Raw genomic sequence first — 25,278 nt, forward strand, 5'->3', positions numbered from 1 at the left:
GTGAGCTGAGTAAAAAGGGCGGTTAACAGGGCTGTAAACTATCTACCCTGGTTGGCAATACCCTGCCAACCGCCAAGACTACACACAGCATTCGTAAAACTTCGCCTGCTTTTAAGCACATCAGGCGAGATGCATCCTGCTATTCCCCAACAGCAAGGAATCGTAATGCCTATCTCACTACTTTTGGCCTAACAAGAGTGGATAGACTTGAATATACTTACAGGTAAATTCAAAGTAAATACTTACAAGTAAATAAAATAGTGTTTTCGCGTAACGATATGAATTGATGGGTTATTTAGGTATGAATTATGCAGTGGTATCAGGCGCTATATGAGGGCATTAAGAGAAACAGAGGGGAGAGTTTGGTTGTATAAAATTTACTTAACACCAAAAAATCTAATGATAATGAATGTAATTCCAACCGAAAGGGCCAAGACCGCCACCCTGTTCCATGCGATTTTAGTACCGTCACCATGGGTTTCAGCTTTTGATGGCAGGGGCACAACTTCGCTACCGCAATGTTTGCACTTAGAAGCCTGCAATTTGATTGGTTCGGCACAGTAAGGGCAGTCGCGTAGTTCATGGGATTTTGAGGTTGCCGTTCTTAAGGAAGGAACTAACAGAACATGAACAATGGCAACGATAAATAATAGAAAACCATACAGCCACCATGCTCCAAATGACCTGCCTTTGCTTTGAGCAATCAAGGCAGTAATCAGGCCCAAGAAAGCAGCCAGTATTAAAAGCGTCATTTGGGTTTTCTCCTTTATTTTATTATAATCAATGACTTATTAAGGTAGGTTGGCAATCTTTGCATCAACAACAACGCCAATTATTCGGCAATTTCCATTAATTTCGGTCATTGGCCATTGAGGATTTAAGGCTTTCAAGAACTTCCTGCCTGCATCCACAACATATTTTTTGAAAGTAGCTTCATTATCAGAATCAATCTTGGCTACAACCAATTTACCATTCGTCGCCTCAACTTCGGGGTCAACTAAAATCACCATTCCTTCAGGAATACTGAGACCAGCCGGGGCTGTCATTGAGTCCCCTTTTACGTCTAACCAAAAGGAATTCTCAGAGCACTCAACAGTGGTCTCTAACCAGCGATCTATGCTTTTTCGGTGGTATGGCTCGACAGCTTCAGACCATGCCCCTGCGCTAACCCAGCTGACAACAGGATAGCTGCCAGCAGGCTCGTTAAAACCAGCAAAAGCGATATTGCTCTTTTCATTGGATATGCCATCCATCCAGCCCCGACCGAGCTTGAGCGCATCTTCTATCTGCCTGGCTGATTGCTCACCGATGTTGCGCTTCCCTGCCTTACCTTCCGGATAGAGCATTCTGGACACCACTGTCACATCAATGCCAGTAGCCTCAGAGAAGGCTCTCTGAGTTTCATAGCGCTCAACCAACTCTTTTAGCTTAAGTCGGCGGCACTCAAATACTTGGGATTTATCGTCTGCTTTCATGCCTGCATCTTACTAAAAATTACTCACAGGTAAATGACCTGTGAGTATTGATTAAAGTTTACTTGCAAGTATACTCGGCTAACAAACACAGGAGGAAACATGGACACACTACGAATCTATCTAAATGCCTTAACGATCGGCGATCAAAGAGACTTTGCCGCCAAATGCAGTACCTCTGTTGAATACCTGCGGAAAGCTATTAGCAAAAAGCAAAAGTTGGGTCCTGCTTTATCCGTGCTAATTGAAACCAATTCCAATGGTTCTGTTAGCCGTAAGGATCTTCACCCAGATGACTGGGCAAAGATTTGGCCTGAGCTGAATTCTATGACGCCTGCTGCCTAAGCGTAACTACCTAAAGGAAATAGAAATGGTGGATATCAAAGCGACAGTAAAAGCGATGTGCAAGGAACTGGCTGGTGGCCGTTCTGCGATGGCAGCTGCTCTTGGCATGAACATCGATCAATTCAATAACAGTCTGTACGAGAAAAAAGGGTGCCGGTTCTTTTCCCATTCCGACCTTGAGCTGATGGAGGACCTTTCTGGTTCTGTCCTGCTTGCTGAATACCAGGCGGCACGTAAGGGGTTACTGGCTATCAAAATTCCCTCACCTGAAGAAATGGACAACGTCGAGCTGTTCAACATTCAGATGCGTGCGGATGCTGCCCGCGGGCTTGTCGCCCAGGCAAAACTTGATGCTGAAGAAGATGGGATTGTTGATCGTGCTGAGCTGAAGCACGTAGGCAAGCAGGTGCTTAATTACATGAAGTATACGGCTAAAGGACTTTTGGCGTGGGCTGCTCTGCATGGTGCTCAGGCTGATGCGATTGAGTTACTGACAGCCAGAAAAGTTGAGGGCTACCAGTTTGCAGCTAGTAGCCCTCGGTGCGAATGATCTTGGGAGAACATCACATGAACAGTTTACTCATAAACGCTGGCATTCCGCAATTACGTTGTGTCGTAGTGGCTGATGGCCCTTTCGTCTATGAAGAGAAGTTACCTTGTGCTTCAACGGCTGACAACTACCAGGCCGAGTGGAAACAGGTGGATGTAGAAAGTCACTGGAAGAATTTCAATGCGATAGGGGGGGGTACGCCGTGAACCCTGTCGACTTCATTCAAAAGCACATCATTGAGAAGCTGATTTCAGAGGGCTTTCCTGAAGATGTGGCCATAGCCAGCTCACGCGCTGGTGTCGATCACTATCACCGCTGCAGCCAGGCATCGAAGAAGGGCGCGATGTTTGACGACTGCCTGTATCACGCCCGGCAGGCAGCGACATACACCACACCGAAGAGTGAACGTCCTAAGCGTGGTCGCGGCTCAAAGAGCGCATCTGGTGGCCTGCTATGACAGAACTCAACCGAATCTATCGCGACCCACGCGGCGTTCTCGTACGCGTCGTGCGCTGGGATGCAGAAAAGCAGCAGGTTATTTATCTGCGGGAAGGCTATGAGCATGAGTGCATGCAGCCGCTGGAACTGTTCCGCAAGAAATTCACGAGGGTCTTATGAGTAAGATTTTCGAAGCTGTGCAGGCAATGTCAGGGCAGGGTAACTGCATAACCATTCCTGCCCCATATCTTGACTACTTTGCTGGTGATCCTCAGGTGCATCTCCTTGGGGCGATCCTGAACCAGCTGGTGTTCTGGTCAGGAAAGGAGTCTGCACAGGGTGGCGGATGGTTTTACAAGGAACACAAGGAAATGGCTGCAGAGATTCGCGGCGTGAATGGCGAGCAGGTCAGGAAAGCCGTGAAGAAGATGATCACAGTCTATCTGGATGGCGTGATTTTTACTGACACTCGTAAAGTGAATGGCACGCCGAAAATGCATTACCGCGTAGATGGCGATGCGTTAATTGCCCGGATTTTCCCGGATTCTCTGGAAACGTCAATATCGACGAATGGAAACGGCAGTATCGACGAATCCAAACGGCAATATCGCCGAATGGAAACGTCAATATCGCCGAATCTGAGCGGCAATATCGACGAATCTTATCTCTATACAGATCACTACACAGAAGATCACTTACAGATAAAAAACACTTCTGGCCAACCGCCTTCAGCGGCTGACCGGAGTGGTGATTTTTCTGAAGAAATTCACATCACCGATCAGGCCATTCTGGTCCTGAAGCACCTGAACCTGATGACCGGGGCAAAGTACACCACAGCAAAAACCACGCTGGAGAACATCCGTGCTCGTCTGGTTGACGGTAACACCCAGGAAGAGTTGGAAACCGTGGTCGAGTACATGGCGGACCGCTGGCTGGGAACTGAGTGGGCCAAATACCTGACGCCCGCAACGATTTTCCATCCTGGCAAATTCTCCGCGAATCTGCTCGGCGCTCAGGCATGGGCGAAAGCTGGGCGTAAATCCCACCAGGACAATCAGCCTGATGATTCCACGGAGCGCGACGCTGCTTACCGCCGGTTCATTGGGAGTGCTAAGCCGCTTCGAAACCCAAGCCAGTTGGAGCTGACCGTCAAGGCTGAGGCCAGCAAAGCCGGTGTTCGTGGGATGCGTGCAGATTTTGCGGTAAGCCGCTGGAACAGCATCTGGAAAGACTGCGCAGGGCGTGTGTCGGGAGGAAAAGCAGCATGAATATTCGTGATAAGGCCGTTGAGTTCGTACGCAGTCACCCTGACAGCTCCGCAAAACAGATCGCCGATGGTGCCGGGATACCTCGCCGGGTGATTCAGACGTTGCTGGCCGAACTGTTGGTGTGTGAAGTGCTTCAGCGCCACACGGTGAACAACAACCCGTATTCATACCGTCTGGTTCAGGAAGACGAATTTACTGAATCAAACCAGAAGTACCGCGCGCTGCGTGAAAAGGCGCTCTCTCGCGAGAAAGCAGGTTTGTGGCGTCGTGCTGCTCACTTCTGGTTGCTCGCGATGGACGCTGCTAAAGACGAGGAAACACGGGGCCGTGCAGCTGCCCGCCGTGAGCATTGCATTAGCTGCGGCGGCGCACTTCGGACACATCCTGAGGGCAGCAGCGTTAGCTCGGTATCAGTTCCACATCTGGACCTCTGGAGAGACTTTTGAAAAGCAAAATTAAGGCTCACTTCAGCCGCAACGAGATTTTTTATCACAGCATCCAGACGGCATGCGTTCTGATTCTCACCCTGATTTTGGCACTGGTTATGGAGATGGTAAGCAAATGAGTTCACTTTCAATCGTACATAAAAACCGCGAAGAATCAGAAACCGATATCGTGCCGCGCAAAACGTATTTTGTGGGCCTGAAAGAGCTTTACATCGAACCTGGCTACAACATTCGCCCGATCGACCCAGCTCACGTTGAATATCTCCGCGATCTGATGATGGATGGCGAAGAACTGCCGCCGCTGGCTGTAAAAGTGACAGACAAAGGCCTGAAGATTGTCGACGGCCACCACCGTTATCTGGCTGCGCTGGCTGCAAATGAGGCTGGTCATGAGATAGCTCGTTTGGAGTGTAAAGACGCAAAAGGTACAGAGGCAGACCTGACTGCACTACAAATTACAAGCACGCAAAACAAGGCGCTGTCCCCGATAGATAGGGCTAATGGTTATCTGCGTATGTACAACCAGGGGAAAACTGAAGCCGAAATTGCAAAAAAAGTTAAACGGTCCGTTGAGGATGTTCGGCATCACCTGCAGCTGTTGGAGTGTGGTGACGAGCTGATCGGGATGGTACAGGCCGGTGAAGTGGCGGCTACTACAGCGGTTTCAATGACTCGCGAATTCGGCACTAAAGCTGGCGCGGTTGCCACCGAGAAACTGGCCGAGGCCAGGGCATCAGGCAAAAAGAAACTGACCAAAGCAGCCGCCATCCCGCAATTCAACGCAGGTAAAGCCCGTCGGCTGGTGGAGTTGATGGCAGCTTTTGATTTCACTGATGACGGTTACACCGCACCGGATGATGTGTATCTCGAAGCGATGGGAATCCTGGCTGAGTACCGTGAAAAGCATGGGAAGTCAGAATTAGCCGGCAGCGGAGAATCAGCATGAAATACAGCCTGATTTACGCTGACCCACCGTGGCAGTACGGGAACACCATCAGCCGCGGTGCGGCTGATAACCATTACAGCACGATGTCACTCACTGAACTGAAGAGGCTCCCCGTGTGGGAGCTGTCAGCTGATAACGCTGTTCTGGCAATGTGGTACACCGGCACCCATGACGAAGAGGCTAAAGCGCTTGCAGCGGCGTGGGGCTTCGATGTTCGTCAGATGTTCCTGTTTACTTGGGTGAAGTTCAACGCGCTGGCAGAGCAGCGTTTCAACCGCGCACTTGAAGAGCAGACTATTCACGACTTCAACGACCTGCTGCTGATGCTTAATGCCGAAACCCGCATGAATCCCGGCAACTACACCCGTGGCAATCAGGAATCGGTGCTGGTGGCAGTTCGCGGAAAAGGCCTTGAGCGTGCCAGTGCTTCGGTGAAACAGGTTATCTACTCCTGCATGAGTGAGCACAGCACAAAGCCAGCGGAGGCCCGTTACCGGCTTGAGCTGCTCTACGGTGATGTTCCACGTATTGAGCTGTTTGCCCGCCGCCCCGCAGAGGGCTGGCATATCTGGGGTAACGAGTGCGAGAGCAGTGTGCAGCTGCTGCCGGGGAGAGTTGAATGACGCATATCTTGATCAAAGCTGGCGCCTCAAAGCACTCTCAGAGATGTGAGCAAGTCTGCTCGCATCAAAATCTGGTTATTAAGATCGATGTTTCAGCAGTTCAAGCTGACGAGATTGATGGTGGGGGTGTATCCAAATTTGGGCACACCCCAGAAAGTGATGGACGAAAGACAAACTCTGACCTTAAAGAAACGCTAACCATAGATGGGGTTCAGATTGAGAGATACGAAGAAAAGTTATTTCGTATAAATGATCTGCATAAAGCGTCTGGAGGACTGCAAAAAGACAGGCCTCCATACTTTCTGAGATTGAAGTCCACAGAAAAAATTATTGAGGCACTACCCGGTGAAAGGTGGGAAAAGGTGCATGTCATTCATGGTGGATTGGATCAGGGTTCATATTTCTGCAGGGCGCTGGCATATGCCTATGCAATGTGGGTCAGTCCAGTCTTCTTCGTCAAAGTCATTGAAGCGCTCTCTCGTGAAGGTAAACCGGGAGGCGATTTATGAAATTAACTCTGCCTTTCCCTCCCAGCGTAAATGGCTATTGGCGCTCAACTGGTAAGGGCGCACTTATCAGCGAACGTGGTCGAAAATATCGGGTCAGTGCGATTGCTGCAGTGTACGAACAGTTGCGCCGTCGCCCTCAGGCGATAAATCACGATATTGAGGTCCACGTTGTTCTGTACCCACCAACCAGGGCTAAACGCGATTTGGACAACTTCCAGAAAGCTCTATTCGACGGGCTTACACATGCTGGCGTTTGGGCTGATGACAGCCAGATAAAACGGATGGTAGTGGAGTGGGGAAGTGTGACATGTCACGGCAAAGCGGAGGTGATGATCAATGAATTTATTAAGGAAATATGAAAATGCAGTGTTGTGTTTTCAGGCGAAGCTTGTACATTTGATCAGTGCCGCCGGTTGTTTGCAGACGCTGGTGGCTTACAACTAACTTGGGAGATCACATGAATCAATTACTCGTAATTGATGGCGTTTCTGTACGCCAGGACAAAGACGGGCGTTACTGCCTGAATGATTTACACAGGACTGCTGGTGGAGAAGACCGGCACAGCCCAAACCGCTGGACCCGAACAGAGTCTTACACTGGGTTAATAAATGAGCTAACGCCATATTTGGCGTTTGCCCCTGCAGAAGTTCAGCGCGGTGGTTTACAGCCTGGCACTTACGTTTGCAAAGAGCTGGTCTATGCGTATGCCATGTGGATCAGCCCAGCATTTCATCTCAAAGTTATTCGCACGTTCGATGCTGTCGTGACCGGTCACACTAATCATTCAGCACACGACATGACACAGGCAGGCATCACGCTTATCGGGTTCATGCGGAAAGAGCTGAATCTCTCTAATTCTTCGGTGCTCGGCGCATGTCAGAAATTACAGAATGCTGTCGGCCTGCCAAATCTGGCACCGCAATACGCGATAGATGCGCCCTCTGATGCAGTTGATGGCTCCAGCCGCCCTACAACATCCCTGACAACACTCCTTCGCGATAACCAACTGTCCGTTACCACAGCAGAGGCATATAAGCGCCTGCAGCACCTGGGTATCGTTGAGCGCCTCTCACGCCCCAGCAATTCCGCAACTGCCAGAAATGGCCGCAAAGAGTTTTGGTCGGTAACGGCCAGGGGGATGCGATTCGGTAAGAACATGACCAGCCCCGGCAATCCAAGAGAGACACAGCCGCATTTCTATACGTCAACGAAAGCGGAGCTTATCCGGTTGATGCTCACCTCAAACAAGGGGGAGTGATGCGAGCGATCCTTATGCCGTTCCGTGTTGAACAGCTTGGCACCGTGCTGTTAAAGCCGGGTAGTGAGGCTATGCCCCTGTTCCAGTCTGGCCGCGTTCTGATAAGTACACTGCCGGAGTTTATGCAGAGCCTGCCCTCCGGTCGCCTCGTTGATGTTGCACAGCCGCTGATGGATGATCCTGATGTAGTGATGTTCCTGTCTTCCGACGAGGTCATCAGTGCAGCTGGTGGCCGTGACGCACTGGCCAACTGGTTAACCTCACCGCAGCAACGCCACATCGGCACCGGATGCCAGAATAACGGACTGGACCACAGCCACGGTCAAACCATTCTTAACATCGGCAAATCAGCAGTGCGGCTCTGCTATCAGTGCGACAACCGCCTGAGAGAGCAGGAGTCATCACCGGCACTGGAAACAATGGCGCGGAAGAATGCAGCCGAGTGGTTGTTGTACCGCGTACAGACAGGCTTTCAGATGCCGGAGGGGCATCACGTCACGCTGCCCGAAGTGGCGCTGTGGGCTGCAATGAAGAACGTCGCAGACAAGATGCCTGACTCTCTGGCGCGGCGTGTTCTCAAATTACCGGCATTACCTGCACCACATGGAACGATGAGAGAATCCGATATCCGGCATGAGCCAGCTGCCGCTGTTGAACTGGCAGAGAAAGTTGCTCAGGTGGTAGAGCTGGCAATCGATCCGGAAACGCCCGAATCCTTCATGAAGCGGCCAAAGCGCCGTCGCTGGACGAACGAGAAGTACACCCGATGGGTGAAACAGCAACCATGCCTGTGCTGTGGAAGGCAGGCAGACGACCCACACCATCTGATCGGCTACGGCCTGGGTGGCATGGCAACAAAGACGCATGACTTATTCGTGATACCGCTTTGCAGGGCGCATCACGATGAACTTCATGCTGATGTAGGCGCGTTCGAAGAGAAGTACGGCACACAGCCTGAACTGCTTCTGCGCGTTCTGGACAGAGTCCTGGCGATCGGTGTGATTGCCACGGGTAAAAAAATCTTGGGAGAAAAGAACTGATGACGCCTCGTCAACGCAGATTACATGCCGCAGGGTTAGCGACTATTGCTGCAGCGCCACGCAAAAGCTGGCTCGGAAGATTTACCCCACTAACAACCATCCAATCAGGCTGGATTAAATCGCTTATCTCAACATGGGGTGATTGTGTTGGCGGTAAAACGCGCGACCAGTACCGACTGGAGAACATAGGTAAATTCTGTGCCGGTGTTAAAGCAACTGACTGGAATGATGATCAGCTACTCCGAATCACAGAAGCGTTGAACCAGGCACGTAATGAAGGTTTCAAAGGCGCTGCCGCCTTTGGTCGGGCTAAGGCCATATTGTGGCCGGTGACGCTGCGAGAAATGATCGAAAGGTCGTCACTGGATGATGATGCTGATTTCATCGAACAAGTGGTACTGAATACGTTCAAATCAGATGACCCGGTTTACCTTGTCGGCATGAAGTTTTACACCAGCCGGGACAAGATTTCCGACATTACCCGCGAGGTGCAGGTACTGGCTCCGTGGTTGTCTGACAACGAAGCGAGAAAGCGTGTGCGCTGGTGTCTTGAGATATTCCGGGCAAAGGTTTACCTGGCGGTGAAGCGTAAAATTCAGGGAGAGAACCCTGATTGAAAATAAGTGTTGAAAACGGGCCAAAAATATGAATAATTAATTCATGCTTGGCAGAGCTGCGCCACGATGGCAGCGTCAAAAAGCAATCGAATAAAAAACTCAAAACCTCGCTTCGGCGGGGTTTTTTGTTTTCTGCGCCACGTCCTGTTGGCCGCACATCAATAAAATCATTTGAATCAGTTAGTGAGGCGAATAGCTCTGGCAATCGCTTCACCTTGCATCTGATTTGCCTATTCCCTTTCATCCAACACACAGCGCCACGGCAATGCCGGGGGTGAGAGTATGTATCGCATGGACAAACTAACAACAGGCATGGCCTACGGTTCATCAGCCGGTAGTGCCGGGTTCTGGGTGCTACAGCTACTCGATCAGGTATCCCCGTCGCAGTGGGCAGCAATTGGTGTGCTGGGTAGCCTGGCATTTGGCTTTTTGACTTATCTGACGAATCTTTATTTCAAAATTAAAGAAGACCGCCGCAAAGCAGCGCGGGGTCTTTAATGGCAAATCTGAAAACGAAACTCAGCGCCGCTGTGCTGGGCCTTGTTCTGGCTGGCGCTCCTGCATCAGTCATTCTGGATCAGTTCCTGAACGAGAAAGAAGGTAACCGGCAGGTGGCCTATCTGGACAGTTCGGGCATCTGGACAATTTGCCGTGGTGTGATCCACGTTGACGGCAAAGCGGTTGTGAAGGGTTTGCGATTAACCGCTGAGAAATGCGCCGAAGTGAACGCTATCGAGGAACGTAAGGCGCTGGCCTGGGTGGCGACAAATATCAAGGTGCCACTGACTGAGCCACAGAAAGCCGGAATCGCTTCGTTCTGCCCGTACAACATCGGCCCCGGGAACTGCCTGCCTTCAACGTTCTATAAGCGCCTGAATGCTGGCGATCGCAAAGGCGCTTGTGAGGCTATGCGCTGGTGGGTGCATGACAAAGGTCGTGACTGCCGCTTAACGAAGGGGCAGGCAACTGGCTGCTACGGTCAGGTTGAGCGGCGGGATCAGGAATCTGCTCTGGCATGCTGGGGGCTGGACCAATGAAAGACACTAAAATAACTCTGGTTCTGGTCGCAGTGTTCCTGCTCCTGCTGATATTGCTTGGCGGCGCTGCGGTCTATTACCACGGCCAGTACCAGGCTGCTGATAAGCGCGCGGATGAAGCCACCACGCTCGCCAAACAACGGCAGGAAACAATCAATGATATGCAGGTGCGCCAGCGCGATGTCGCTGCGCTGGACGCCAAATACACCGGAGAACTGGCCGATGCTAAAGCTACTATCGATCAGCTTGAGCGTGATGTTGCTACTGGCAAGCGTCGGCTGCAGCTCAACGCTAGGTGCCCCTCGAACGGAGCGACCACAACCAGCGGCTTGGGCGATGCTACCGCCCCCAGACTTACTGACTCCGCTGAACGGGATTATTTCACCCTCAGAGAAGGGATCATCACCATTACCGGACAAGTGAACTACCTGCAGCAGTACATCAGGGAGCAGTGTTTGAAATAAGGATTTTTTCGAGTACATTTTCCTTTTGAGGAGAGAAAATGTATACAGTTGAAGAGTTGCTACCTTTAATAGAAACCGCATTAGAAGGGCGTAAAGAGTATTATCTTGATATCGGCGCCATGACAGCTGATGACTATAAAGACATCGAGATTTCAGCGCGTAAAGCAAATTTAATTCAAGAGATTGGCAAGAAAATAGCGATATATTATCCATTTAAAGAATATTATACGGATGATGACGTAGAGCAAATTATTGCCAAGCTAATAATCCTATAACCGCCCCCGGGCGGTTTTTTTATTGCTATCACAATGCCTGGCGTGCCGGTCACTAACAGAGAGGGTGGTTATGGCTGGTTTAAAAGAACTTTCCACCCAACTAAAAGCAGTACGAAAGCAACTTCCGTTCGCAACAGCGCAAGCCCTGACGAGTGTTGCACGAAAAATTGAAGCAGCAGAAAAGACAGCATTCAATCGTCATTTGGATAGCCCAACACCATTCACAGTTAATTCAGTTCGATCGTCCGGTGCGAGAAAGGGTAGCCTGACCGCAAAGATATTCGTGATGGATACTGCTGCAAACTATTTGGAGCCATTCGAGTTTGGTGGCCAGCATAAACTGAACAGCCAGGCGTTGCTTAATCCCAAGAACATCAAGCTGAACAAGTACGGCAACCTTACCCGCAACAAGATGACTCAGTTAAAAGCAAAGCCTAACGTGTTCATCGGTGATGTAGGTGGGGCTAATGGCGTATGGCAGAGACGAAAGGCAAAAAAGGTTAAAAAGGGAAAAAAGAGGCGCAAACGCTCAGCTAATGGTGTACGACAGCCTCGTGTGAAAACTCGCGCGCCTAAACTGTTGATACAGTTCGGCGACGCGTTGCCAGTGAATCCAACGCTTGGCTACTTCAGTCGGGCCCAGGCAATGGCAAGCGCCTTGATGCCGACCGAGTTGAGCAGGGCGGTAGCAGAAGCCATGAAGACGGCCAAGTGAATGCGCACGTCACCCTATGAAAAAATGGGTCCCTCCTGGCGACTTTGTAAAGCACGGGCATTGCGCGCCGCGTTCTGCGTCTAGCTATGAGTTTTTGAAATTTGGGTAACAGGTAACAAGGTGGGTAACAAATGAACCAGTCAGATTTTGCCAAACTTCATGGTGTAAGCCGAAAGACGGTAACGACGTGGAAGGCCCGTGGTTGGCTGGTTCTGGATGGTGATGACATAGATGTTGAAGCATCGAATGCTAACATTGAGCGCTTCCGAAAAACTGTTACCCGGACAGAAAAAAATAAAGCAGGTAACACGCAAGGTAACAAACAGGGTAACAAATCAGGTAACAGATCGTCGGGTAACAAAACAGGTAACAAAAACGATCCTGACCGCCCTGAATCTGCCGCTAAAACCGTCGAGCGTATGATAGCTGAGCGTGGCGTTACTATGACGCTGGACGAAGCACGGCAGATGAAAGAAAACTTTCTGGCATTGCTTACTCAGCTCGAGTACGACATCAAGTCTGGCCAGGTTCTCCCTTACAAAGACATGATCGAGGCTGTCGGAAATGAATACGCGCGCATGCGTACCCGGCTGATATCGATTGCTCCTGAACACGGCCCCCGTTTAAGGGTGCTGGCTTCTACCACCAACGACGCGGAATTTGTTCAGGCACTGCAGGAGGTGGTTTACGAGGCTATGGAGGAATTAAGCCTTGATGCAGAAAACAACCGGGGAGAAAACTAACGCTTCAGCCTGGAATAACTTCACCGGGGAGCTGCGTCAGCGGCGGTCCGATATTAGACCACCCGAGCCTCTTTCATTAAGCGAGTGGGCCAATAAGTACGCCATCCTGTCAAAAGAAACCAGCGCCCAAACCGGGCGTTTCCGCTCTTTTGCCTATCAGGACGGCATCATGGATGCTATTACCGACCCGTCCGTAACTCAGATATCTGTTATGAAGTCGGCACGAGTCGGCTATACCAAAATTCTTGACCATGTCGTTGGGTATTATCTGGCGCATGATCCATCGCCGATCCTGATTGTTCAGCCGCGCGTTGAAGATGCTGAGGACTACAGCAAAACCGAAATTGCCCCAATGCTACGCGATACGCCTGTTCTGGCGGAAATCTGTGGTGATCCCAAGGCGAAGGACAGTAATCAGACAATCCTCAAGAAGACGTTTGCCAACGGAGCGAACTTAACGCTGGTGGGTGCTAACAGCCCAGGCGGTTTTCGTCGAATTACTTGCCGCATCATTCTGTTTGATGAAGTTGATGGTTATCCGGCAGGTGGGGCTGGCGTGGAGGGCGACCAGATAGCCTTGGGCATTAAGCGCTCAGAAACATTCTGGAATCGTAAAATAGCGCTGGGCTCAACGCCAACAGTTAAAGGCACGAGTCGTATCGAAAAAGCCTACGAAGAAAGCGACCAGCGGCGCTACTTTGTGCCGTGCCCTCATTGTGGAGAGCATCAGGTACTTGAGTGGGGAGGACCGGATACACCCTACGGTATCAAGTGGGATAAGGATGAAGCAGGGGAAGGTATTCCTGAATCCGCGTATTACGTTTGTCGCCACAATGGTTGTGTGATTCATCACAACGAGAAATCAGCGATGGTGAAGCATGGAGAGTGGCGCGCAAGTAAACCGTTTAAAGGGCATGCCGGATTTCATATCTGGGCGGGATACAGTCTTTTCCCAAATGCAGCGTGGAAGTACCTGGTTGCTGAATGGCTGCGTGTTAAAAACGACCCTCTGATGCGCCAGACGTTCATCAACCTTGTGCTGGGTGAACCCTATGAGGATCGTGGCGAAAAGGCACTTAGCGAAAAAAGGTTGCTGGAGCGTTGCGAAGTTTACGCTGCTGAAGTTCCTGATGGTGTGGCGGTGTTAAGTGCCGGGATTGATACGCAGGATGGGCGATTCGAGATTGAAGTCACCGGATGGGGACGCAATGAAGAAAGTTGGTCGGTTTCATACGATGTCATAGAAGGCGATCTGGAAACCAATGAGCCATGGCTGCGTCTTGATGCTTATCTTAAACAGATTTGGCGTCGTGCAGACGGCCGTGGATTTACGATTATGGCGGCCTGCATGGACTCCGGTGGTCATCATACTCAAAAAGTTTACGAGTTTGCTAAAGAGCGTCTTGGTCGCCGGATATGGGCAATTAAGGGTGAATCCGCTCGTGGGGGTAAGCGTTCTCCGGTATGGCCTACGAAGAAACCAACATCTCGTTCGAAGTCCAGTTTTAAGCCAATCATTATCGGCGTAAATGCGGCTAAAGATACCATTCGCGGTCGCCTGCACATTGAGGCTCCTGCGCCGGGTGAATCAGCAGCCAGTTATATGCACTTCCCTGTTGATCGTGATCTGAACTACTTCAGCCAGTTATTGGCTGAGCGCTCTGTTCTTAAGGTATCTGGCGGTCAGCGTTATCGTGTCTGGGAGCAAATCCCCGGAAGGGCGAATGAAGCGCTGGACTGCAGGGTGTACAGCTATGCAGCGTTGTGCGGGTTGTTTTATCTCGGACTGAAGTTGAACCAACTTGCGGACAATATTGTGGTTAATCCTGACCGCCTGTTGCCAGCGCCACAGGAGCAGGAAGAAAAGACGAATTTCCGTCTGCCAGGTGCAATTGTCACTGAACCGGAAAAACCGAAGCGTAAGCGCCTTTCACAACTCCTACCCTCGTAAGGAATTTTTATGTTTAACCGTAACTCCAGCCTGTTGACTGGTGCGATGACGTCTGAGCAGTTGCGGGAGGCGTTAACGAAAGCTCAGCAGGCTTACATTGATCTTGCTGCCGGAGCGCGCGGAGTGTCGTTTTCTTACACGCAGGGTGATGGCACTCGCTCGGTATCCTATCAACAGTCGACGCTTGCTGACCTTGCATCTCTAATTCAGTTGCTTCAGGCACAGCTGGGTATCGTTCCTCGTCCCCGCAGGCCAATGAGGTTCAGATTCTGATGAGCGACATCAAAATTTTAGGGTTGAATGGGCAGCCATTGTCATCGACCCAACCAAGAAAGTCGATGCTGGTGGGTGGGAGTCGTGCTCCTTACGACGCTGCCGATTCATTCAGCGATCAGCTGGCAAACTGGCAGCCCTCTCTCTGGTCACCTGACAATGAAATCAATATTTATCGCGATCGTATTGTCTCGCGGGTGCGGGACCTCGCGCGGAATGATGGCTGGGCCAGTGGGAGTATTACTCGTGTTCTGGATAATGCTGTTGGGGCGAATTTTCGCCCCATCCTGAAACCAGATTATCGAATGCTGGCACTGATGACCGGTAACAGCGCGTTCGACTCAACATGGGCTGATGAGTACGGGAAAGTCGTTGAGGCTCATTGGCGCTCATGGGCAAATGATCCGGGACGGTTCTGCGATGTGGAACGCAAGCAAACTATTTCACAGATGTTGCGCCTCGGGTTTCGACACAAGCTTCTGGATGGTGATGCGTTGGCCATTCTCCAGTATCGGCCGGACAGGCTTGGCCATGGTCGTGGGCGGTACGCAACTACTCTGCAGATCGTGGACCCTGACCGGTTAAGCAATCCGCAACAGAACTTCGATATGCCGAACGTTCGGGGTGGTGTCGAAATAGATGCTGACGGTGCGCCGGTGGCCTATCACATTCGTGAAGCGCACATAGGCGACTGGTGGAGCGGCGCAAAAACAATGACGTGGCAAAGGATTGAGCGTGAAACGTCATGGGGTAGGCCTCATGTTGTCCATGACTACGATCATGATCGAGCCTCTCAGCACCGGGGTAATGGAATTCTGACTCCGGTTGTACAGCGCTTAAAAATGCTGATTAAGTACGATCAGTCAGAGTTGGAGGCTGCAATCCTGAACGCTGTCTTTGGTGCTTACATAACATCACCATACGACCCGCAAATGGTTGAGTCTGCGATGGGTGAGAATTTCGACGATACCAGCATCGGCGCATACCAGGATGGTCGCGTGGATTTCCATAATGATCGCCGTATATCGCTACAAAATGGTTCGAGGCTGCCCATTCTGTATCCAGGGGAAAGTATTGAAGCAGTCAATGCTGCCCGACCACACAGTAACTTTGAAGTTTTTGAAAGTGCTGCTTTGCGGAACATCGCAGCAGCAACGGGGCTTTCCACACAGCAGGTCACGCAGGACTGGTCTGATGTGAATTACAGCTCTGCGCGTTCAGCGATGCTTGAAGCCTGGAAGACCCTCACCCGGCGAAGGGATGACTTCTCTGCCGGCTTCGCTCAGCCCATTCTGTCAGCATTTATTGAAGAAATTCATGACACAGAAGATTTGCCGCTTCCTGCAGGCGCTCCGCACTTTCTTGATGCACGCGCAGCATATTGCCGCGCACGCTGGATGGGGCCGGGTCGTGGCTGGGTAGACCCCGTTGCCGAGAAAAAGGGGGCCATTCTTGGTATGGATGCCGGTCTTTCAACGCTGGAAACTGAAGCCGCTGAAAATGCGGGTGAAGACTGGGAGGAGATGCTGGATCAGAGGGAGCGAGAAATTGCCGCGTTTAAAGAGCGTGGGCTTCCATTACCAAGTTGGGCACAGGCTGAAATCCTGGCCCCTGAAACTATTAAAGACCCGGAGGCTAAGTGAATTTACCGCATCTTGCGCAGCGACTTTTTAATACGCCACTGGCGCTGCACCCGCAAAAAGCAGAAGTGGTCATGGCTGCCATGATGGACCGCTTCGGTATAACCCGCATGAATACCCTGGCATCCGACTGGCTGGGAGATGATGACACATTTACACGTAAAGCCAGAAAGAAGGACTCCGGTTATGACGTGGTGGATGGTGTAGCGATTATTTCCATACAGGGCACTCTTGTTCAAAAACTGGGTTCTCTGCGTCCCTACAGCGGCATGACAGGGTATGACGGTATTCGGCAGTCGTTTCTGACCGCAATAAATGATCCCGAAGTGACCGGAATCTGTCTGGATATTGACTCATCTGGCGGCGAGGTGGCGGGATGCTTTGATCTGGTGGATGAAATTTATCTCGCCAGAGGAAAAAAGCCGATACACGCAATCCTGACAGAAAATGCTTATTCGGCGGCGTACGCCCTTGCCAGTGCAGCAGATCGTATTCATGTGCCACGCACCGGAGGTGTGGGGTCAGTTGGGGTGATTGTTATCCACTGTGACTGGTCACAGAGAATTAAAGAAGATGGGCTTGCGGTAAGCATTATTACCTATGGCGATCGCAAGGCTGAAAGCAATCCTTACGTGAAGCTGTCCGATCAGGCCCGAACTGCAATTCAGGATGATGTGGATACGATGGGTGCGCTTTTCGTCAGCACCGTAGCCCGCAACAGGGGGATTGCTGAGAAAACTGTCCGCAATACTCAGGCTGCCTGTTTTATGGCGGCTGAAGGCGTCAATCTTGGGCTGGCTGATGGGGTAATGACACCTGATGCTGCCTTTCGAAAATTACTCACTGAAGCAGGGGTTTAACGTATGTCCAATTTTAAGTTCGCTCACCTTCTGGGCCTGAAGAAAAAGTCCTCGGAAGACGAGAGTGACAATGAAGATAAAAGCAAAAATGCAAAATCTCGCCGCGCTGAAGAAGAGCGCGATGATGAAGATGCCGAAGACGATGATGATCGCGAAGATATGGAAGACGACGATGACACCGATCCGGATGCCGAGGGTGACGATGAAGATAATGGCAAAAATGCAAAATCCCGTCGCGCTGAAGAAGAAGATGATGATGAAAAAGACGATGAAAGTCGTGACGTAAAAAAAGGTCGGCGTGCTGAACGCAGGCGCTGCGCAGCGATTTTCGGTAGCAAGCATGCAGCAGGTCGTCCAGATATGGCTGCACACCTGGCGTTCAACACTCGCATGAGCGTAAGCGAAGCTGTGGGGACACTGGCGACTATGGGTGCTTCATCACCGCCAGTGTCTGGCCGTAAGTCACTGGATTCGCGTATGCAAAATGAACGCGTCAGGCTGGGTCCGGACGGCGATAAGCCCGCAACCGGTAAAAATGCACTGGTCAGTAAAATGACCAGCCTCTATGACAAATCACGGGGTGATAAATAATGGAACAATTTGGGCAAAACCAGTTTGGACCCGGCGCTAAAAGTGCGGTCTTTGTACCTGACCAGTTAGTTTCCGGACCGCTACAGCTTGTCACGGACTCGGTGACAATTGGTGTTTCAGGGGTTCTAAAACGTGGCACTGTGCTGGGCGCAATAACTGCAACAGGATTGTTTGTTCAATCTAAAAAGAGCGCAACTGACGGTAGCGAAAGCCCTGTAGCTATCTTAGTGGATGACGTTGATACTACGACAGTCGTACAAACAGGCGGCGTCTACCTGATGGGTGAGTTTAATCAAAATCGCCTTATTTTTGATGCCTCCTGGACTGCTGCTGAACTGAAAGCTGCACTACGACCGCTGGCTATTTTCCTGCGCGACAGCATCCAGGCTCCCGTATCCTGATTTAACTTCACGACCGAAATAGCATCTATGCCAGTCAACTCCCGGCAGGGTTGCTCACATCCTGAATTCTGGCCGGTGTTGGCATCGGCATAATTAAGAGACTGAAAATGGAAAATATTTTTGATACCAGCGTGCTGGTGCAGGTTGTCCCTAACCTGAAGACCAGTCAAAACTGGCTTCTGGATCGCTTCTTCCCTAACGTTGTAACTTACGAAACGGAAGAAGTGGCCATTGATGTGGATGTTGGTCTTCGCCGTATGGCCCCATTCGTGTCTCCTCTGGTAGAGGGTAAATTGGTAGAGAGTCGTAAATACCAGACTAATACCTTCAAACCAGCCTATATCAAAGACAAGCGCGCTCCTGATCTGCGCAAACCTATCCGCCGTCAGATTGGTGAGCGTATTGGTGGTGAATACACTGCAGCTGAACGCGAAATGTTAAACCTCCAGTTTGAGATGGCTGATCAGATTGACATGATCAACCGCCGCCTTGAGTGGATGGCGAGTAGCGCCATGGTTTCAGGTAAAGTCACGGTCGCCGGAGAAGGTTACGAAACGAAAGTAGTGGATTTTGGGCGTTCTTCGGATTTGACCATAACTCTGAGTGGTGCGGATAAATGGCCACTAACAGTCGCAGTGGGCGCGACTAACACTCAGCCATCGGATGATATTGAAGAGTGGCAAACGCTAATCCTCAAAAATTCCGGCGCTGTTCCGACTGACCTGGTGTTCACCAGCAAATCCTGGAAAGCGTTCCGGCTTGATACCACGATCAAGGATAACGCCATTACGTTCCCTGCACTTAGCCCTTTTGGTAATCAGATTAATGCTGGTCCGCAGGCCCAGAAAGGTGCTGTCTATAAGGGGCGTTGGGGTAACTTCGATCTATGGCTGTATAACGACTGGTTCATCGACCCACTGGATAATATCGAGAAGCCTATGATTCCAGACGGCGCAGTGATTATGTCTGGCGCAGATTTAATGGGAACGCGAGCTTTTGGAGTGATTCTTGATCCTGCGTTTAATTACGGCGCTTTGGCGTATGCGCCTAAAACTTGGGTGAAAGAAGACCCCGCGCAACGTCTGCTGATGATTCAGTCTGCGCCTCTGGTTATTCCAAGTCGTGTTAACGCTGCGCTCTGCGCTACGGTGGTTTGATATGGCCAGGAAAACCCAGGATAGCGATCTGGGCGGCTTACCGCCCGAGTTGTTGGTGGGAGGTCAGGAAATATTGGGTGCAGATATTCAAAACCCCGATAATCCTGACGACACCGACACCGACACCGACACCGACACCGACACCGACACCGACACCGACACTGACGATAGTGATAGTGATGTGCCGGATGATGGGACCGTATCTGTAGTTGTCACTAAGGGTAATACGGTGCGGCATGACGGCCAGAATTACCCTGAGAACCGAATGCTGATGCTTTCACCTGAAGATGCACGTCGGCTGATCGGTTTGGGTGTAGTTGCAGATGTTGAACACCTTCGCAGGCTTGCTTTAATTCCTGCGGCAGCAGCTGTCTCTGTGCAGCCGGGGGATTAATGGGTATCAACTGGGATCGACATTTGCTGTCACCACTTCATGGCGTCTTTGGCGATCCGGTTGATTACCGGCCAGTTGGAGGTAATCCCTACACCCTCAGCGGTATTTTCGATCGCGCGTACACACAGGACGTTGAGCCACTGGACGATGGCAGCACAATCAATACTACTTCTCCGGTATTGGGTGTGCGTGATATTGAGTTCAGGGCGCGGCCGAGACAGGGCGACCGCGTGTTTGTAGGGGTGGTGGGCGGAGTTCCAGTCAATACTCTGTTTTCCGTTGCTGACGTTCAGCCGGACAGCCATGGCGGGACGAAGCTTATTCTTAACAGGGTCAAAGTATGAATGCTAAAGAAGTCAGGCTTCTGGTTATTGATGCCCTGAAGAATAAAACAGATGCGGGTGACAGGATTTATTCACCCCGAGACTGGCCTACCACCTCGGAACAATACCCGGCAATTCTGGTGCAAACACCGATCGACGTGAAAAATTCACTGGGCCGTAATGTGCCTCAATTCACGACAGTGACAACAGTGCGCATTACCGGCCGCCTGCAGGAGTTTGATGACGAGCAGGAGGATAACGGAGCGGAAAAAGCTGAAGAAGCCCTTGAGCAGCTGCGTGAGCAGGTTGAGCGTGCGGTGATCAATGGTTACGAGCTCACTCGCAAAATTCAGCAGTTCCGGCAGGTTCGTTCGACCATCGATGTTGATGCGGGTGGAGAGGGGCATACTGCCCAGCTATTGATGGAGCTGGATATCGAATATTACCAGGGTCCGGAGGAATTCTTTGAGATTGAATCCGAACCGCTCGAAGGCTTTGATGCCCGCATTTCCATGCCTGATGGCACCCCGGAACCACTCGTAAAAATCAATCTGGAGTAATCCTATGTTTGTAAAACCCACGCCGGGTCGTGCAGTGCGCGATCCGGTTAAGGGCACCTTTTTGCCTGAATCCGGCGAACAGGTGCCTGATAACATTTTTTGGGGTCGTCGTCTGAAAGATGGCGACGTTGAAACGTTCGATCCGAACGCCACGGTGAAGGTGGCTGCAGGTAAGAAGGATCAGGAGAATAACCAATGACTGTTCCATTTGCTCGCATTCCCGCCAGTCAGCGCGCCCCGTTCTTCTATGCGGAGTTTGATAACTCCATGGCGAATACGGCTACTGCGGTGCAGCGCACGTTACTGATTGGGCAGATGCTGCCTACAGCAACCGCATCGCCTGACATACCTCAGAAAGTTTCTTCTGACTCAGCTGTTGCTGGTATCTGTGGTAGCGGGTCAATGCTGCACAATATGATGATTGCTTATCTCGCCAATGACATCTCAGCTGAAATATGGGTGCTTCCACTGGCTGATGGCGCCACCGGAACCGTGGCTGCAACAGGTAAGATTCAGGTGGTAGCGGCCGCCGCCTCAACCGGCGTACTTTCTCTTTATATTGCTGGCATGCGCATTCAACTAACTGTGGTGAGTACCGATAATAAGGCTGCGGTGGCTACGTCTCTGGCAGCGGTTATAAACGGTCAAAGCAAGTTACCGGTCTCTGCTGCAGTTGACGCTGTAGCAACAGATACAGTTAACCTGACAGCAAAAAATAAAGGGGCGCATGGTAACGGAATTGATCTCCGCCTTAACTATCAGGGTGCTGCCGGGGGGGAAGAAACCCCTTCTGGAATGAGCCTGACAATTACGCCGATGGCTGGTGGTGCTGGATCACCAGTATTGACTGATGCGCTGGGTAATCTTCAGGATCGTGCTTTTGATTTTATTGTGAACCCCTACACCGACACGACATCACTGGACGCCTTAAAAGAATTTCTGTCTGATGCCACGGGACGGTGGTCTTATTCCGAGCAACTTTACGGGCATGCTTTTGGCGCGCTGACGGGCACCTATGGATCGTTGTCGGCAGCTGGAGCTGCGCGTAATAATCAACATGAAACCCTACTGGGTATCAACGGTTCGCCCACGCCAGCTTATCTCTGGGGAGCGGCCTTAACCGGAGCGATCGCACCAAGCCTGCGCAACGATCCTGGTCGTCCAACACAAACCCTGACTATTAACGGTGTATTACCGCCGCCTCTGGAAAGTCGATTTAATCTGGCCGAGCGAAACAATCTGCTGTACAGCGGAGTATCCACGTTCACCGTCGCTGATGATGGCTCTGTCCAGGTTGAGAAAACGATCACCACTTACCAGAAAAATAAGTTTGGTGATGTTGACGACAGCTATCTGAATATTGAGACGCTGTTTCTTCTTATGTTCGTCACTCGCTTCCTTCGTACGCAGATCACTTCCAAGTTCAGCCGCATGAAACTGGCCAACGATGGAACACGATTTGCACCTGGGTCAGCGATCGTCACGCCAAATGTGATTCGCGCCGAACTAATCGCTCAGTATCGAACGCTGGAATACAACGGTTATGTGCAGGATGCAGCAGCATTCGCACAAACTCTGCTGGTTGAGCGAAATAATGGCAACACCCGTCGTGTTGATGTGCTGTGGACGGGTACGTTGATTGACCAGTTAGAAATTTTTGCATTACTCAATCAGTGGCGCCGCGCGCAGACCACGGCATAAGGGGGATTTATGGGAGATACAACTAATCGCCTGGCTGGCACAGCATACGTGACTATCGACGGGGTAACGGTCATGGTGGCGGGGCAGTTCAAGTACAGTCCGAGCAAGGTTGAACGTACTTCACTGGTCGGGATGGACACGGTGCATGGTTACAAAGAGAAACCTCGCGTACCGTTTATTTCGTATCAGGCTCGCGACAGTGGCGGCACCTCAATAGCCGGTATTAACGATTCGACTAATGTCTCAGTTGTTGTTGAGCTGGCTAACGGTAAAACCATCATCGGCGAGAACATGTGGTCTGTTAACGCGCAGGATGTTGATAGCGAAGATGCGGTATTTGATGTTCGCTGGGAAGGCGGTTCGGTTACGGAGTATTAATTATGGCAGTACTTGAACAAACTAAATCCATTCCCCTCAGTAAGCCGCTTGAGTTAGCCAATGTACGATATGAACAAATTGACCTTAAAGAGCCAGTACTCTCTGAGGTTGAACAGTTCTACGAACTACAGCGTTCAAAAAACGGAATGGCTGCAATGAAGCTGCTTATTGCCCTTAATTCTGGGCTTACCGAGAAAGTTCTGGGCGGCCTGGCTTATACCGATTACCGGAAGTGCGAGGACTACCTGATGGGTTTTTTGACCTTCAATCCCTCGGAGACTGGCAAAGACTAGCGGCAGAGGTCACGAAGTATTACGGGTGGGGGCCACATGATGCGTGGTCCCTGACCCGTACCCGGTTAGATTTTTGGGCGGATCAGGCCCGTCGCATTAACAAGGTGAAGGCGGGCAAATAATGGCTAATTCATTTGATTTTGAACTGACAGCCAGCGATCAGGCGTCAGCGGCGATAATGCGGATTGAGGATGTTGTAAAAAACCTCAATCCGCTACTGGACAAAACGCGCGACTCTCTGGAGTTGGGTGGGCAGGATTCCAGGGATAATCTGGACGATCTGAATAAGCGGTTTGATGTGCTGAGCCGGAATGCGCGCGAAGGTGTCCAGTTTATCAGTGACCTGGTTCCACCACTGAAAATGGTGGGCGGCTTAACGCTGGGTCTTGGTGGTGCTGCAGCGGCAGTGAACATTGTTAAAAATAACATGGTGGAGTTTGCTAATGCAGGTTATCGAATCGATACAATAGCAAAAAATATTAGCATGACCACTGACGCATTCCAGGAGCTCACTGGTGCGATGATTGAGAACGGTAGTGCAAGGGAGGACGCTGAAGGTTCTATTACTGACCTTTTTGATAAAGCTACTGCTGCTGCATATGGTGAGAATGCAGCATTCCTTGCTGTGCTCAATGCAAAGGGTATTGGTATCAGTAAAACTAAGGAAGGTCTGGCTGATGTGGGGAAATTAGTGAAGGATATCAATGAGGCCATGCAAAATATGTCCTCGGGAGAACAGGCCCTATTTATCAAAAAACTCAGCTTGTCACCAGATATGCTAAGCCTTCTTCGCAATACCACTACGGAAGTTCAACGCTTAAAAGATCAGGCTCGAAGGGATGGACTAATTTTTAATGACGCCGATATTCAGCATGCTCTATCGTTTAGGCAGCAGCTTAACCAGATTGAAGCGGCCTATGATGGGATATTGATGAAAGGGCAATCATGGCTTGGTCAGTCTGAAGCACTACGCTCTTCTGTAGATCAGATTAAACAAATTACGGCGCATGGTCTTGATAGCGCAACAGTTGGTTCAATACTTACGTTCAATCGTGGTGGGAAGCAAGCCGATCTTTTACGCAGGGCTGGATCAGATGATGAGTTTAAAAATACGCTATCTTGGAAAGAGGGGCTGGACCTTAAGCTTGGGTATGCATCAGGGGATTTAATAAAAAAACTCAACAGCTTTTATGGACCATCACTCCGCGCAGAGCAACTCTATAGCGATATGAACGCGATAACCGGACGTGGAACGGTCGGTTCAATTGTTCCATACAATCAGGCAGGAAATAACTCACTTGGTATAAGGAATAATAATCCTGGAAATCTACGTTCGGCTCCTAACTCTACAGGGAAAAATGGCGGATTTGTAACATTTAACACATCAATGGATGGTAACTCAGCTATGGCTAGGCAATTGATGCTTTATGGTGATAGGGGGAATAATACCCTGAACGGGATAATCCACACCTACGCCCCAGCAAAAGAAAATAATACGCAAGCTTATATTAATGATGTGGCTAATAAGACCGGATTTAGTCCAGATTCTAGACTTGATTTACATTCTCCAGATGTATTGGAAAAATTAATGGCGGCAATGATTCACCATGAAAATGGTTCGCAGCCATACAGTTTGGAAAATATTCGTGGGGCGATTAATAATGCGATATTTGATCCCAAATGGAGTTCTAAGCGCGATAATCGCTTTCTAAATGATCAACAGCGCAATTGGCCGGGAGTGCCACGCGATAAACAGGATTTAGATAATAACAATATACAAGAAAGTTCAGGGGGCTCTATCTATTCTCCGCTGAATGATAGGGATGGGGATGGTGTGAATCAAAAATTGGTCTCTGCCCTGAAGGACCTCAACCAGACCATGCAGGACAGCAAAATGAAAGTAGAGCTGACGCTGGTGGATCAGAAAACTGGCGAGCGTAAAACGTTTACCGGACAGAATGGTGGCAGGGTGTCAGAAACTTACGAATTACAATAATCAGGCCTATGAGG

General features: G+C 50.5%; 36 protein-coding genes. 34 read left to right on the plus strand and 2 right to left on the minus strand.

Translation table 11 applies throughout. The features are described 5' to 3' along the window. Positions 1 to 377 precede the first annotated feature (377 nt). A complete protein-coding gene (locus tag IBT46_RS24285; protein ID WP_200547743.1) occupies positions 378 to 752 on the minus strand; it encodes a zinc ribbon domain-containing protein in 375 nt (124 codons plus the stop codon). 39 nt (positions 753 to 791) lie between these two features. Continuing rightward, positions 792 to 1,475 carry a LexA family transcriptional regulator gene (locus IBT46_RS24290; RefSeq protein WP_200547744.1) on the minus strand — a complete coding sequence of 228 codons (684 nt, stop codon included), beginning with the start codon at positions 1,473 to 1,475 and terminating at the stop codon, positions 792 to 794. 99 nt (positions 1,476 to 1,574) lie between these two features. Here IBT46_RS24290 and IBT46_RS24295 point away from each other — a divergent pair, with 99 nt between their 5' ends. The 34 genes from IBT46_RS24295 to IBT46_RS24460 all read left to right on the plus strand — a co-directional run bounded on the left by IBT46_RS24295 (position 1,575) and on the right by IBT46_RS24460 (position 25,264). After that, positions 1,575 to 1,817, plus strand: coding sequence for a YdaS family helix-turn-helix protein (locus IBT46_RS24295; RefSeq protein WP_200547745.1), 243 nt, complete (start codon positions 1,575 to 1,577; stop codon positions 1,815 to 1,817). Positions 1,818 to 1,842: 25 nt separating this feature from the next. Next, positions 1,843 to 2,367, plus strand: coding sequence for a YmfL family putative regulatory protein (locus tag IBT46_RS24300; RefSeq protein WP_200547746.1), 525 nt, complete (start codon positions 1,843 to 1,845; stop codon positions 2,365 to 2,367). A gap of 202 nt (positions 2,368 to 2,569) precedes the next feature. Beyond that, positions 2,570 to 2,824: a hypothetical protein gene (locus IBT46_RS24305; protein ID WP_200547747.1), complete on the plus strand. Its 255-nt coding sequence runs from the start codon at positions 2,570 to 2,572 to the stop codon at positions 2,822 to 2,824. Beyond that, entirely contained in the window at positions 2,821 to 2,985 is a 165-nt protein-coding gene (locus IBT46_RS24310) for a DUF4222 domain-containing protein (protein ID WP_105595576.1), read from the plus strand. The genes IBT46_RS24305 and IBT46_RS24310 overlap by 4 nt, the downstream gene beginning before the upstream one ends. Further along, positions 2,982 to 4,073, plus strand: coding sequence for a conserved phage C-terminal domain-containing protein (locus IBT46_RS24315; RefSeq protein WP_200547748.1), 1,092 nt, complete (start codon positions 2,982 to 2,984; stop codon positions 4,071 to 4,073). Before IBT46_RS24310 ends, IBT46_RS24315 begins: the two co-directional genes overlap by 4 nt. Beyond that, positions 4,070 to 4,519 (plus strand): PerC family transcriptional regulator, encoded by a 450-nt coding sequence (locus tag IBT46_RS24320; RefSeq protein ID WP_200547749.1) that lies wholly within the window; start codon positions 4,070 to 4,072, stop codon positions 4,517 to 4,519. The genes IBT46_RS24315 and IBT46_RS24320 overlap by 4 nt, the downstream gene beginning before the upstream one ends. 61 nt (positions 4,520 to 4,580) lie before the next feature. Continuing rightward, complete coding sequence (locus IBT46_RS24325) at positions 4,581 to 5,465, plus strand: DNA-binding protein (RefSeq protein ID WP_234480279.1); 885 nt, start codon at positions 4,581 to 4,583, stop codon at positions 5,463 to 5,465. Next, a complete protein-coding gene (locus IBT46_RS24330) occupies positions 5,462 to 6,088 on the plus strand; it encodes an MT-A70 family methyltransferase (RefSeq protein WP_200547750.1) in 627 nt (208 codons plus the stop codon). Before IBT46_RS24325 ends, IBT46_RS24330 begins: the two co-directional genes overlap by 4 nt. Next, positions 6,085 to 6,597 (plus strand): KilA-N domain-containing protein, encoded by a 513-nt coding sequence (locus tag IBT46_RS24335; protein ID WP_200547751.1) that lies wholly within the window; start codon positions 6,085 to 6,087, stop codon positions 6,595 to 6,597. The genes IBT46_RS24330 and IBT46_RS24335 overlap by 4 nt, the downstream gene beginning before the upstream one ends. Then, positions 6,594 to 6,956, plus strand: a complete 363-nt coding sequence (locus IBT46_RS24340; protein ID WP_200547752.1) for a RusA family crossover junction endodeoxyribonuclease — start codon at positions 6,594 to 6,596, stop codon at positions 6,954 to 6,956. The genes IBT46_RS24335 and IBT46_RS24340 overlap by 4 nt, the downstream gene beginning before the upstream one ends. 98 nt (positions 6,957 to 7,054) lie before the next feature. Then, the gene (locus IBT46_RS24345; protein WP_200547753.1) at positions 7,055 to 7,855 is read left to right on the plus strand and encodes a KilA-N domain-containing protein; all 801 of its coding nucleotides are present in this window, start codon (positions 7,055 to 7,057) and stop codon (positions 7,853 to 7,855) included. Continuing rightward, entirely contained in the window at positions 7,855 to 8,895 is a 1,041-nt protein-coding gene (locus IBT46_RS24350; protein WP_200547754.1) for a DUF968 domain-containing protein, read from the plus strand. The genes IBT46_RS24345 and IBT46_RS24350 overlap by 1 nt, the downstream gene beginning before the upstream one ends. After that, entirely contained in the window at positions 8,895 to 9,512 is a 618-nt protein-coding gene (locus IBT46_RS24355) for a hypothetical protein (protein WP_200547755.1), read from the plus strand. Before IBT46_RS24350 ends, IBT46_RS24355 begins: the two co-directional genes overlap by 1 nt. Before the next feature lie 282 nt (positions 9,513 to 9,794). Continuing rightward, positions 9,795 to 10,010, plus strand: coding sequence for a class II holin family protein (locus tag IBT46_RS24360; RefSeq protein ID WP_200547756.1), 216 nt, complete (start codon positions 9,795 to 9,797; stop codon positions 10,008 to 10,010). After that, complete coding sequence (locus IBT46_RS24365; protein ID WP_200547757.1) at positions 10,010 to 10,549, plus strand: lysozyme; 540 nt, start codon at positions 10,010 to 10,012, stop codon at positions 10,547 to 10,549. Before IBT46_RS24360 ends, IBT46_RS24365 begins: the two co-directional genes overlap by 1 nt. After that, a complete protein-coding gene (locus IBT46_RS27615) occupies positions 10,546 to 11,013 on the plus strand; it encodes a lysis protein (protein ID WP_200547758.1) in 468 nt (155 codons plus the stop codon). Before IBT46_RS24365 ends, IBT46_RS27615 begins: the two co-directional genes overlap by 4 nt. Positions 11,014 to 11,051: 38 nt before the next feature. Then, positions 11,052 to 11,288: a hypothetical protein gene (locus IBT46_RS24375; RefSeq protein WP_200547759.1), complete on the plus strand. Its 237-nt coding sequence runs from the start codon at positions 11,052 to 11,054 to the stop codon at positions 11,286 to 11,288. Positions 11,289 to 11,358: 70 nt separating this feature from the next. Continuing rightward, complete coding sequence (locus IBT46_RS24380; RefSeq protein WP_200547760.1) at positions 11,359 to 12,003, plus strand: hypothetical protein; 645 nt, start codon at positions 11,359 to 11,361, stop codon at positions 12,001 to 12,003. Between the two features lie 131 nt (positions 12,004 to 12,134). After that, positions 12,135 to 12,746 carry an RNA polymerase subunit sigma-70 gene (locus IBT46_RS24385; RefSeq protein WP_200547761.1) on the plus strand — a complete coding sequence of 204 codons (612 nt, stop codon included), beginning with the start codon at positions 12,135 to 12,137 and terminating at the stop codon, positions 12,744 to 12,746. After that, complete coding sequence (locus IBT46_RS24390) at positions 12,718 to 14,697, plus strand: phage terminase large subunit family protein (RefSeq protein WP_200547762.1); 1,980 nt, start codon at positions 12,718 to 12,720, stop codon at positions 14,695 to 14,697. Before IBT46_RS24385 ends, IBT46_RS24390 begins: the two co-directional genes overlap by 29 nt. A gap of 9 nt (positions 14,698 to 14,706) precedes the next feature. Beyond that, entirely contained in the window at positions 14,707 to 14,970 is a 264-nt protein-coding gene (gene gpW, locus IBT46_RS24395) for a gpW family head-tail joining protein (protein ID WP_200547763.1), read from the plus strand. Next, on the plus strand, positions 14,970 to 16,613 hold the full coding sequence (locus IBT46_RS24400; RefSeq protein ID WP_200547764.1) for a phage portal protein: 1,644 nt from the start codon (positions 14,970 to 14,972) through the stop codon (positions 16,611 to 16,613). The genes gpW and IBT46_RS24400 overlap by 1 nt, the downstream gene beginning before the upstream one ends. Beyond that, positions 16,610 to 17,470 carry a S49 family peptidase gene (locus tag IBT46_RS24405; protein WP_200547765.1) on the plus strand — a complete coding sequence of 287 codons (861 nt, stop codon included), beginning with the start codon at positions 16,610 to 16,612 and terminating at the stop codon, positions 17,468 to 17,470. Before IBT46_RS24400 ends, IBT46_RS24405 begins: the two co-directional genes overlap by 4 nt. Positions 17,471 to 17,473: 3 nt before the next feature. Then, positions 17,474 to 18,061, plus strand: a complete 588-nt coding sequence (locus tag IBT46_RS24410; RefSeq protein ID WP_200547766.1) for a hypothetical protein — start codon at positions 17,474 to 17,476, stop codon at positions 18,059 to 18,061. Continuing rightward, positions 18,061 to 18,462: a head decoration protein gene (locus IBT46_RS24415; RefSeq protein ID WP_200547767.1), complete on the plus strand. Its 402-nt coding sequence runs from the start codon at positions 18,061 to 18,063 to the stop codon at positions 18,460 to 18,462. The genes IBT46_RS24410 and IBT46_RS24415 overlap by 1 nt, the downstream gene beginning before the upstream one ends. Positions 18,463 to 18,569: 107 nt before the next feature. Beyond that, positions 18,570 to 19,619 carry a major capsid protein gene (locus IBT46_RS24420; RefSeq protein WP_200547768.1) on the plus strand — a complete coding sequence of 350 codons (1,050 nt, stop codon included), beginning with the start codon at positions 18,570 to 18,572 and terminating at the stop codon, positions 19,617 to 19,619. Between the two features lies 1 nt (position 19,620). Further along, a complete protein-coding gene (locus IBT46_RS24425; protein WP_200547769.1) occupies positions 19,621 to 20,013 on the plus strand; it encodes a hypothetical protein in 393 nt (130 codons plus the stop codon). Continuing rightward, positions 20,013 to 20,357 (plus strand): hypothetical protein, encoded by a 345-nt coding sequence (locus IBT46_RS24430; protein WP_200547770.1) that lies wholly within the window; start codon positions 20,013 to 20,015, stop codon positions 20,355 to 20,357. Before IBT46_RS24425 ends, IBT46_RS24430 begins: the two co-directional genes overlap by 1 nt. Further along, complete coding sequence (locus tag IBT46_RS24435; RefSeq protein WP_200547771.1) at positions 20,354 to 20,896, plus strand: ATP-binding protein; 543 nt, start codon at positions 20,354 to 20,356, stop codon at positions 20,894 to 20,896. Before IBT46_RS24430 ends, IBT46_RS24435 begins: the two co-directional genes overlap by 4 nt. 4 nt (positions 20,897 to 20,900) lie before the next feature. Further along, positions 20,901 to 21,095, plus strand: a complete 195-nt coding sequence (locus tag IBT46_RS24440) for a DUF2635 domain-containing protein (RefSeq protein WP_200547772.1) — start codon at positions 20,901 to 20,903, stop codon at positions 21,093 to 21,095. Then, complete coding sequence (locus tag IBT46_RS24445) at positions 21,092 to 22,597, plus strand: phage tail sheath subtilisin-like domain-containing protein (protein WP_200547773.1); 1,506 nt, start codon at positions 21,092 to 21,094, stop codon at positions 22,595 to 22,597. Before IBT46_RS24440 ends, IBT46_RS24445 begins: the two co-directional genes overlap by 4 nt. A gap of 9 nt (positions 22,598 to 22,606) precedes the next feature. Continuing rightward, positions 22,607 to 22,975 carry a phage tail tube protein gene (locus IBT46_RS24450; RefSeq protein WP_200547774.1) on the plus strand — a complete coding sequence of 123 codons (369 nt, stop codon included), beginning with the start codon at positions 22,607 to 22,609 and terminating at the stop codon, positions 22,973 to 22,975. 2 nt (positions 22,976 to 22,977) lie between these two features. Beyond that, positions 22,978 to 23,268 (plus strand): phage tail assembly protein, encoded by a 291-nt coding sequence (locus IBT46_RS24455; protein WP_200547775.1) that lies wholly within the window; start codon positions 22,978 to 22,980, stop codon positions 23,266 to 23,268. A 121-nt stretch (positions 23,269 to 23,389) separates the two neighbouring features. Next, positions 23,390 to 25,264, plus strand: a complete 1,875-nt coding sequence (locus IBT46_RS24460; protein WP_200547776.1) for a hypothetical protein — start codon at positions 23,390 to 23,392, stop codon at positions 25,262 to 25,264. The last annotated feature ends 14 nt before the right edge of the window (positions 25,265 to 25,278 follow it).

This window comes from Erwinia sp. S38 (genome assembly GCF_016624545.1).
Classification (GTDB): Bacteria; Pseudomonadota; Gammaproteobacteria; order Enterobacterales; family Enterobacteriaceae; genus Erwinia; species Erwinia coffeiphila.

Coding starts and splice junctions, on each gene's coding strand:
- IBT46_RS24400 (WP_200547764.1), top strand. CDS start 14,970: ATGAGCGACATCAAAATTTTAGGGTTGAATGGGCAGCCATTGTCATCG.
- IBT46_RS24425 (WP_200547769.1), top strand. CDS start 19,621: ATGGCCAGGAAAACCCAGGATAGCGATCTGGGCGGCTTACCGCCCGAG.
- IBT46_RS24290 (WP_200547744.1), bottom strand. CDS start 1,475: ATGAAAGCAGACGATAAATCCCAAGTATTTGAGTGCCGCCGACTTAAG.
- IBT46_RS24375 (WP_200547759.1), top strand. CDS start 11,052: ATGTATACAGTTGAAGAGTTGCTACCTTTAATAGAAACCGCATTAGAA.
- IBT46_RS24330 (WP_200547750.1), top strand. CDS start 5,462: ATGAAATACAGCCTGATTTACGCTGACCCACCGTGGCAGTACGGGAAC.
- gpW (WP_200547763.1), top strand. CDS start 14,707: ATGTTTAACCGTAACTCCAGCCTGTTGACTGGTGCGATGACGTCTGAG.
- IBT46_RS24380 (WP_200547760.1), top strand. CDS start 11,359: ATGGCTGGTTTAAAAGAACTTTCCACCCAACTAAAAGCAGTACGAAAG.
- IBT46_RS24345 (WP_200547753.1), top strand. CDS start 7,055: ATGAATCAATTACTCGTAATTGATGGCGTTTCTGTACGCCAGGACAAA.
- IBT46_RS24450 (WP_200547774.1), top strand. CDS start 22,607: ATGGGAGATACAACTAATCGCCTGGCTGGCACAGCATACGTGACTATC.
- IBT46_RS24445 (WP_200547773.1), top strand. CDS start 21,092: ATGACTGTTCCATTTGCTCGCATTCCCGCCAGTCAGCGCGCCCCGTTC.
- IBT46_RS24335 (WP_200547751.1), top strand. CDS start 6,085: ATGACGCATATCTTGATCAAAGCTGGCGCCTCAAAGCACTCTCAGAGA.
- IBT46_RS24440 (WP_200547772.1), top strand. CDS start 20,901: ATGTTTGTAAAACCCACGCCGGGTCGTGCAGTGCGCGATCCGGTTAAG.
- IBT46_RS27615 (WP_200547758.1), top strand. CDS start 10,546: ATGAAAGACACTAAAATAACTCTGGTTCTGGTCGCAGTGTTCCTGCTC.
- IBT46_RS24420 (WP_200547768.1), top strand. CDS start 18,570: ATGGAAAATATTTTTGATACCAGCGTGCTGGTGCAGGTTGTCCCTAAC.
- IBT46_RS24350 (WP_200547754.1), top strand. CDS start 7,855: ATGCGAGCGATCCTTATGCCGTTCCGTGTTGAACAGCTTGGCACCGTG.
- IBT46_RS24410 (WP_200547766.1), top strand. CDS start 17,474: ATGTCCAATTTTAAGTTCGCTCACCTTCTGGGCCTGAAGAAAAAGTCC.
- IBT46_RS24325 (WP_234480279.1), top strand. CDS start 4,581: ATGCGTTCTGATTCTCACCCTGATTTTGGCACTGGTTATGGAGATGGT.
- IBT46_RS24415 (WP_200547767.1), top strand. CDS start 18,061: ATGGAACAATTTGGGCAAAACCAGTTTGGACCCGGCGCTAAAAGTGCG.
- IBT46_RS24295 (WP_200547745.1), top strand. CDS start 1,575: ATGGACACACTACGAATCTATCTAAATGCCTTAACGATCGGCGATCAA.
- IBT46_RS24365 (WP_200547757.1), top strand. CDS start 10,010: ATGGCAAATCTGAAAACGAAACTCAGCGCCGCTGTGCTGGGCCTTGTT.
- IBT46_RS24320 (WP_200547749.1), top strand. CDS start 4,070: ATGAATATTCGTGATAAGGCCGTTGAGTTCGTACGCAGTCACCCTGAC.
- IBT46_RS24455 (WP_200547775.1), top strand. CDS start 22,978: ATGGCAGTACTTGAACAAACTAAATCCATTCCCCTCAGTAAGCCGCTT.
- IBT46_RS24430 (WP_200547770.1), top strand. CDS start 20,013: ATGGGTATCAACTGGGATCGACATTTGCTGTCACCACTTCATGGCGTC.
- IBT46_RS24385 (WP_200547761.1), top strand. CDS start 12,135: ATGAACCAGTCAGATTTTGCCAAACTTCATGGTGTAAGCCGAAAGACG.
- IBT46_RS24360 (WP_200547756.1), top strand. CDS start 9,795: ATGTATCGCATGGACAAACTAACAACAGGCATGGCCTACGGTTCATCA.
- IBT46_RS24460 (WP_200547776.1), top strand. CDS start 23,390: ATGGCTAATTCATTTGATTTTGAACTGACAGCCAGCGATCAGGCGTCA.
- IBT46_RS24355 (WP_200547755.1), top strand. CDS start 8,895: ATGACGCCTCGTCAACGCAGATTACATGCCGCAGGGTTAGCGACTATT.
- IBT46_RS24310 (WP_105595576.1), top strand. CDS start 2,821: ATGACAGAACTCAACCGAATCTATCGCGACCCACGCGGCGTTCTCGTA.
- IBT46_RS24315 (WP_200547748.1), top strand. CDS start 2,982: ATGAGTAAGATTTTCGAAGCTGTGCAGGCAATGTCAGGGCAGGGTAAC.
- IBT46_RS24285 (WP_200547743.1), bottom strand. CDS start 752: ATGACGCTTTTAATACTGGCTGCTTTCTTGGGCCTGATTACTGCCTTG.
- IBT46_RS24390 (WP_200547762.1), top strand. CDS start 12,718: ATGCAGAAAACAACCGGGGAGAAAACTAACGCTTCAGCCTGGAATAAC.
- IBT46_RS24340 (WP_200547752.1), top strand. CDS start 6,594: ATGAAATTAACTCTGCCTTTCCCTCCCAGCGTAAATGGCTATTGGCGC.
- IBT46_RS24435 (WP_200547771.1), top strand. CDS start 20,354: ATGAATGCTAAAGAAGTCAGGCTTCTGGTTATTGATGCCCTGAAGAAT.
- IBT46_RS24300 (WP_200547746.1), top strand. CDS start 1,843: ATGGTGGATATCAAAGCGACAGTAAAAGCGATGTGCAAGGAACTGGCT.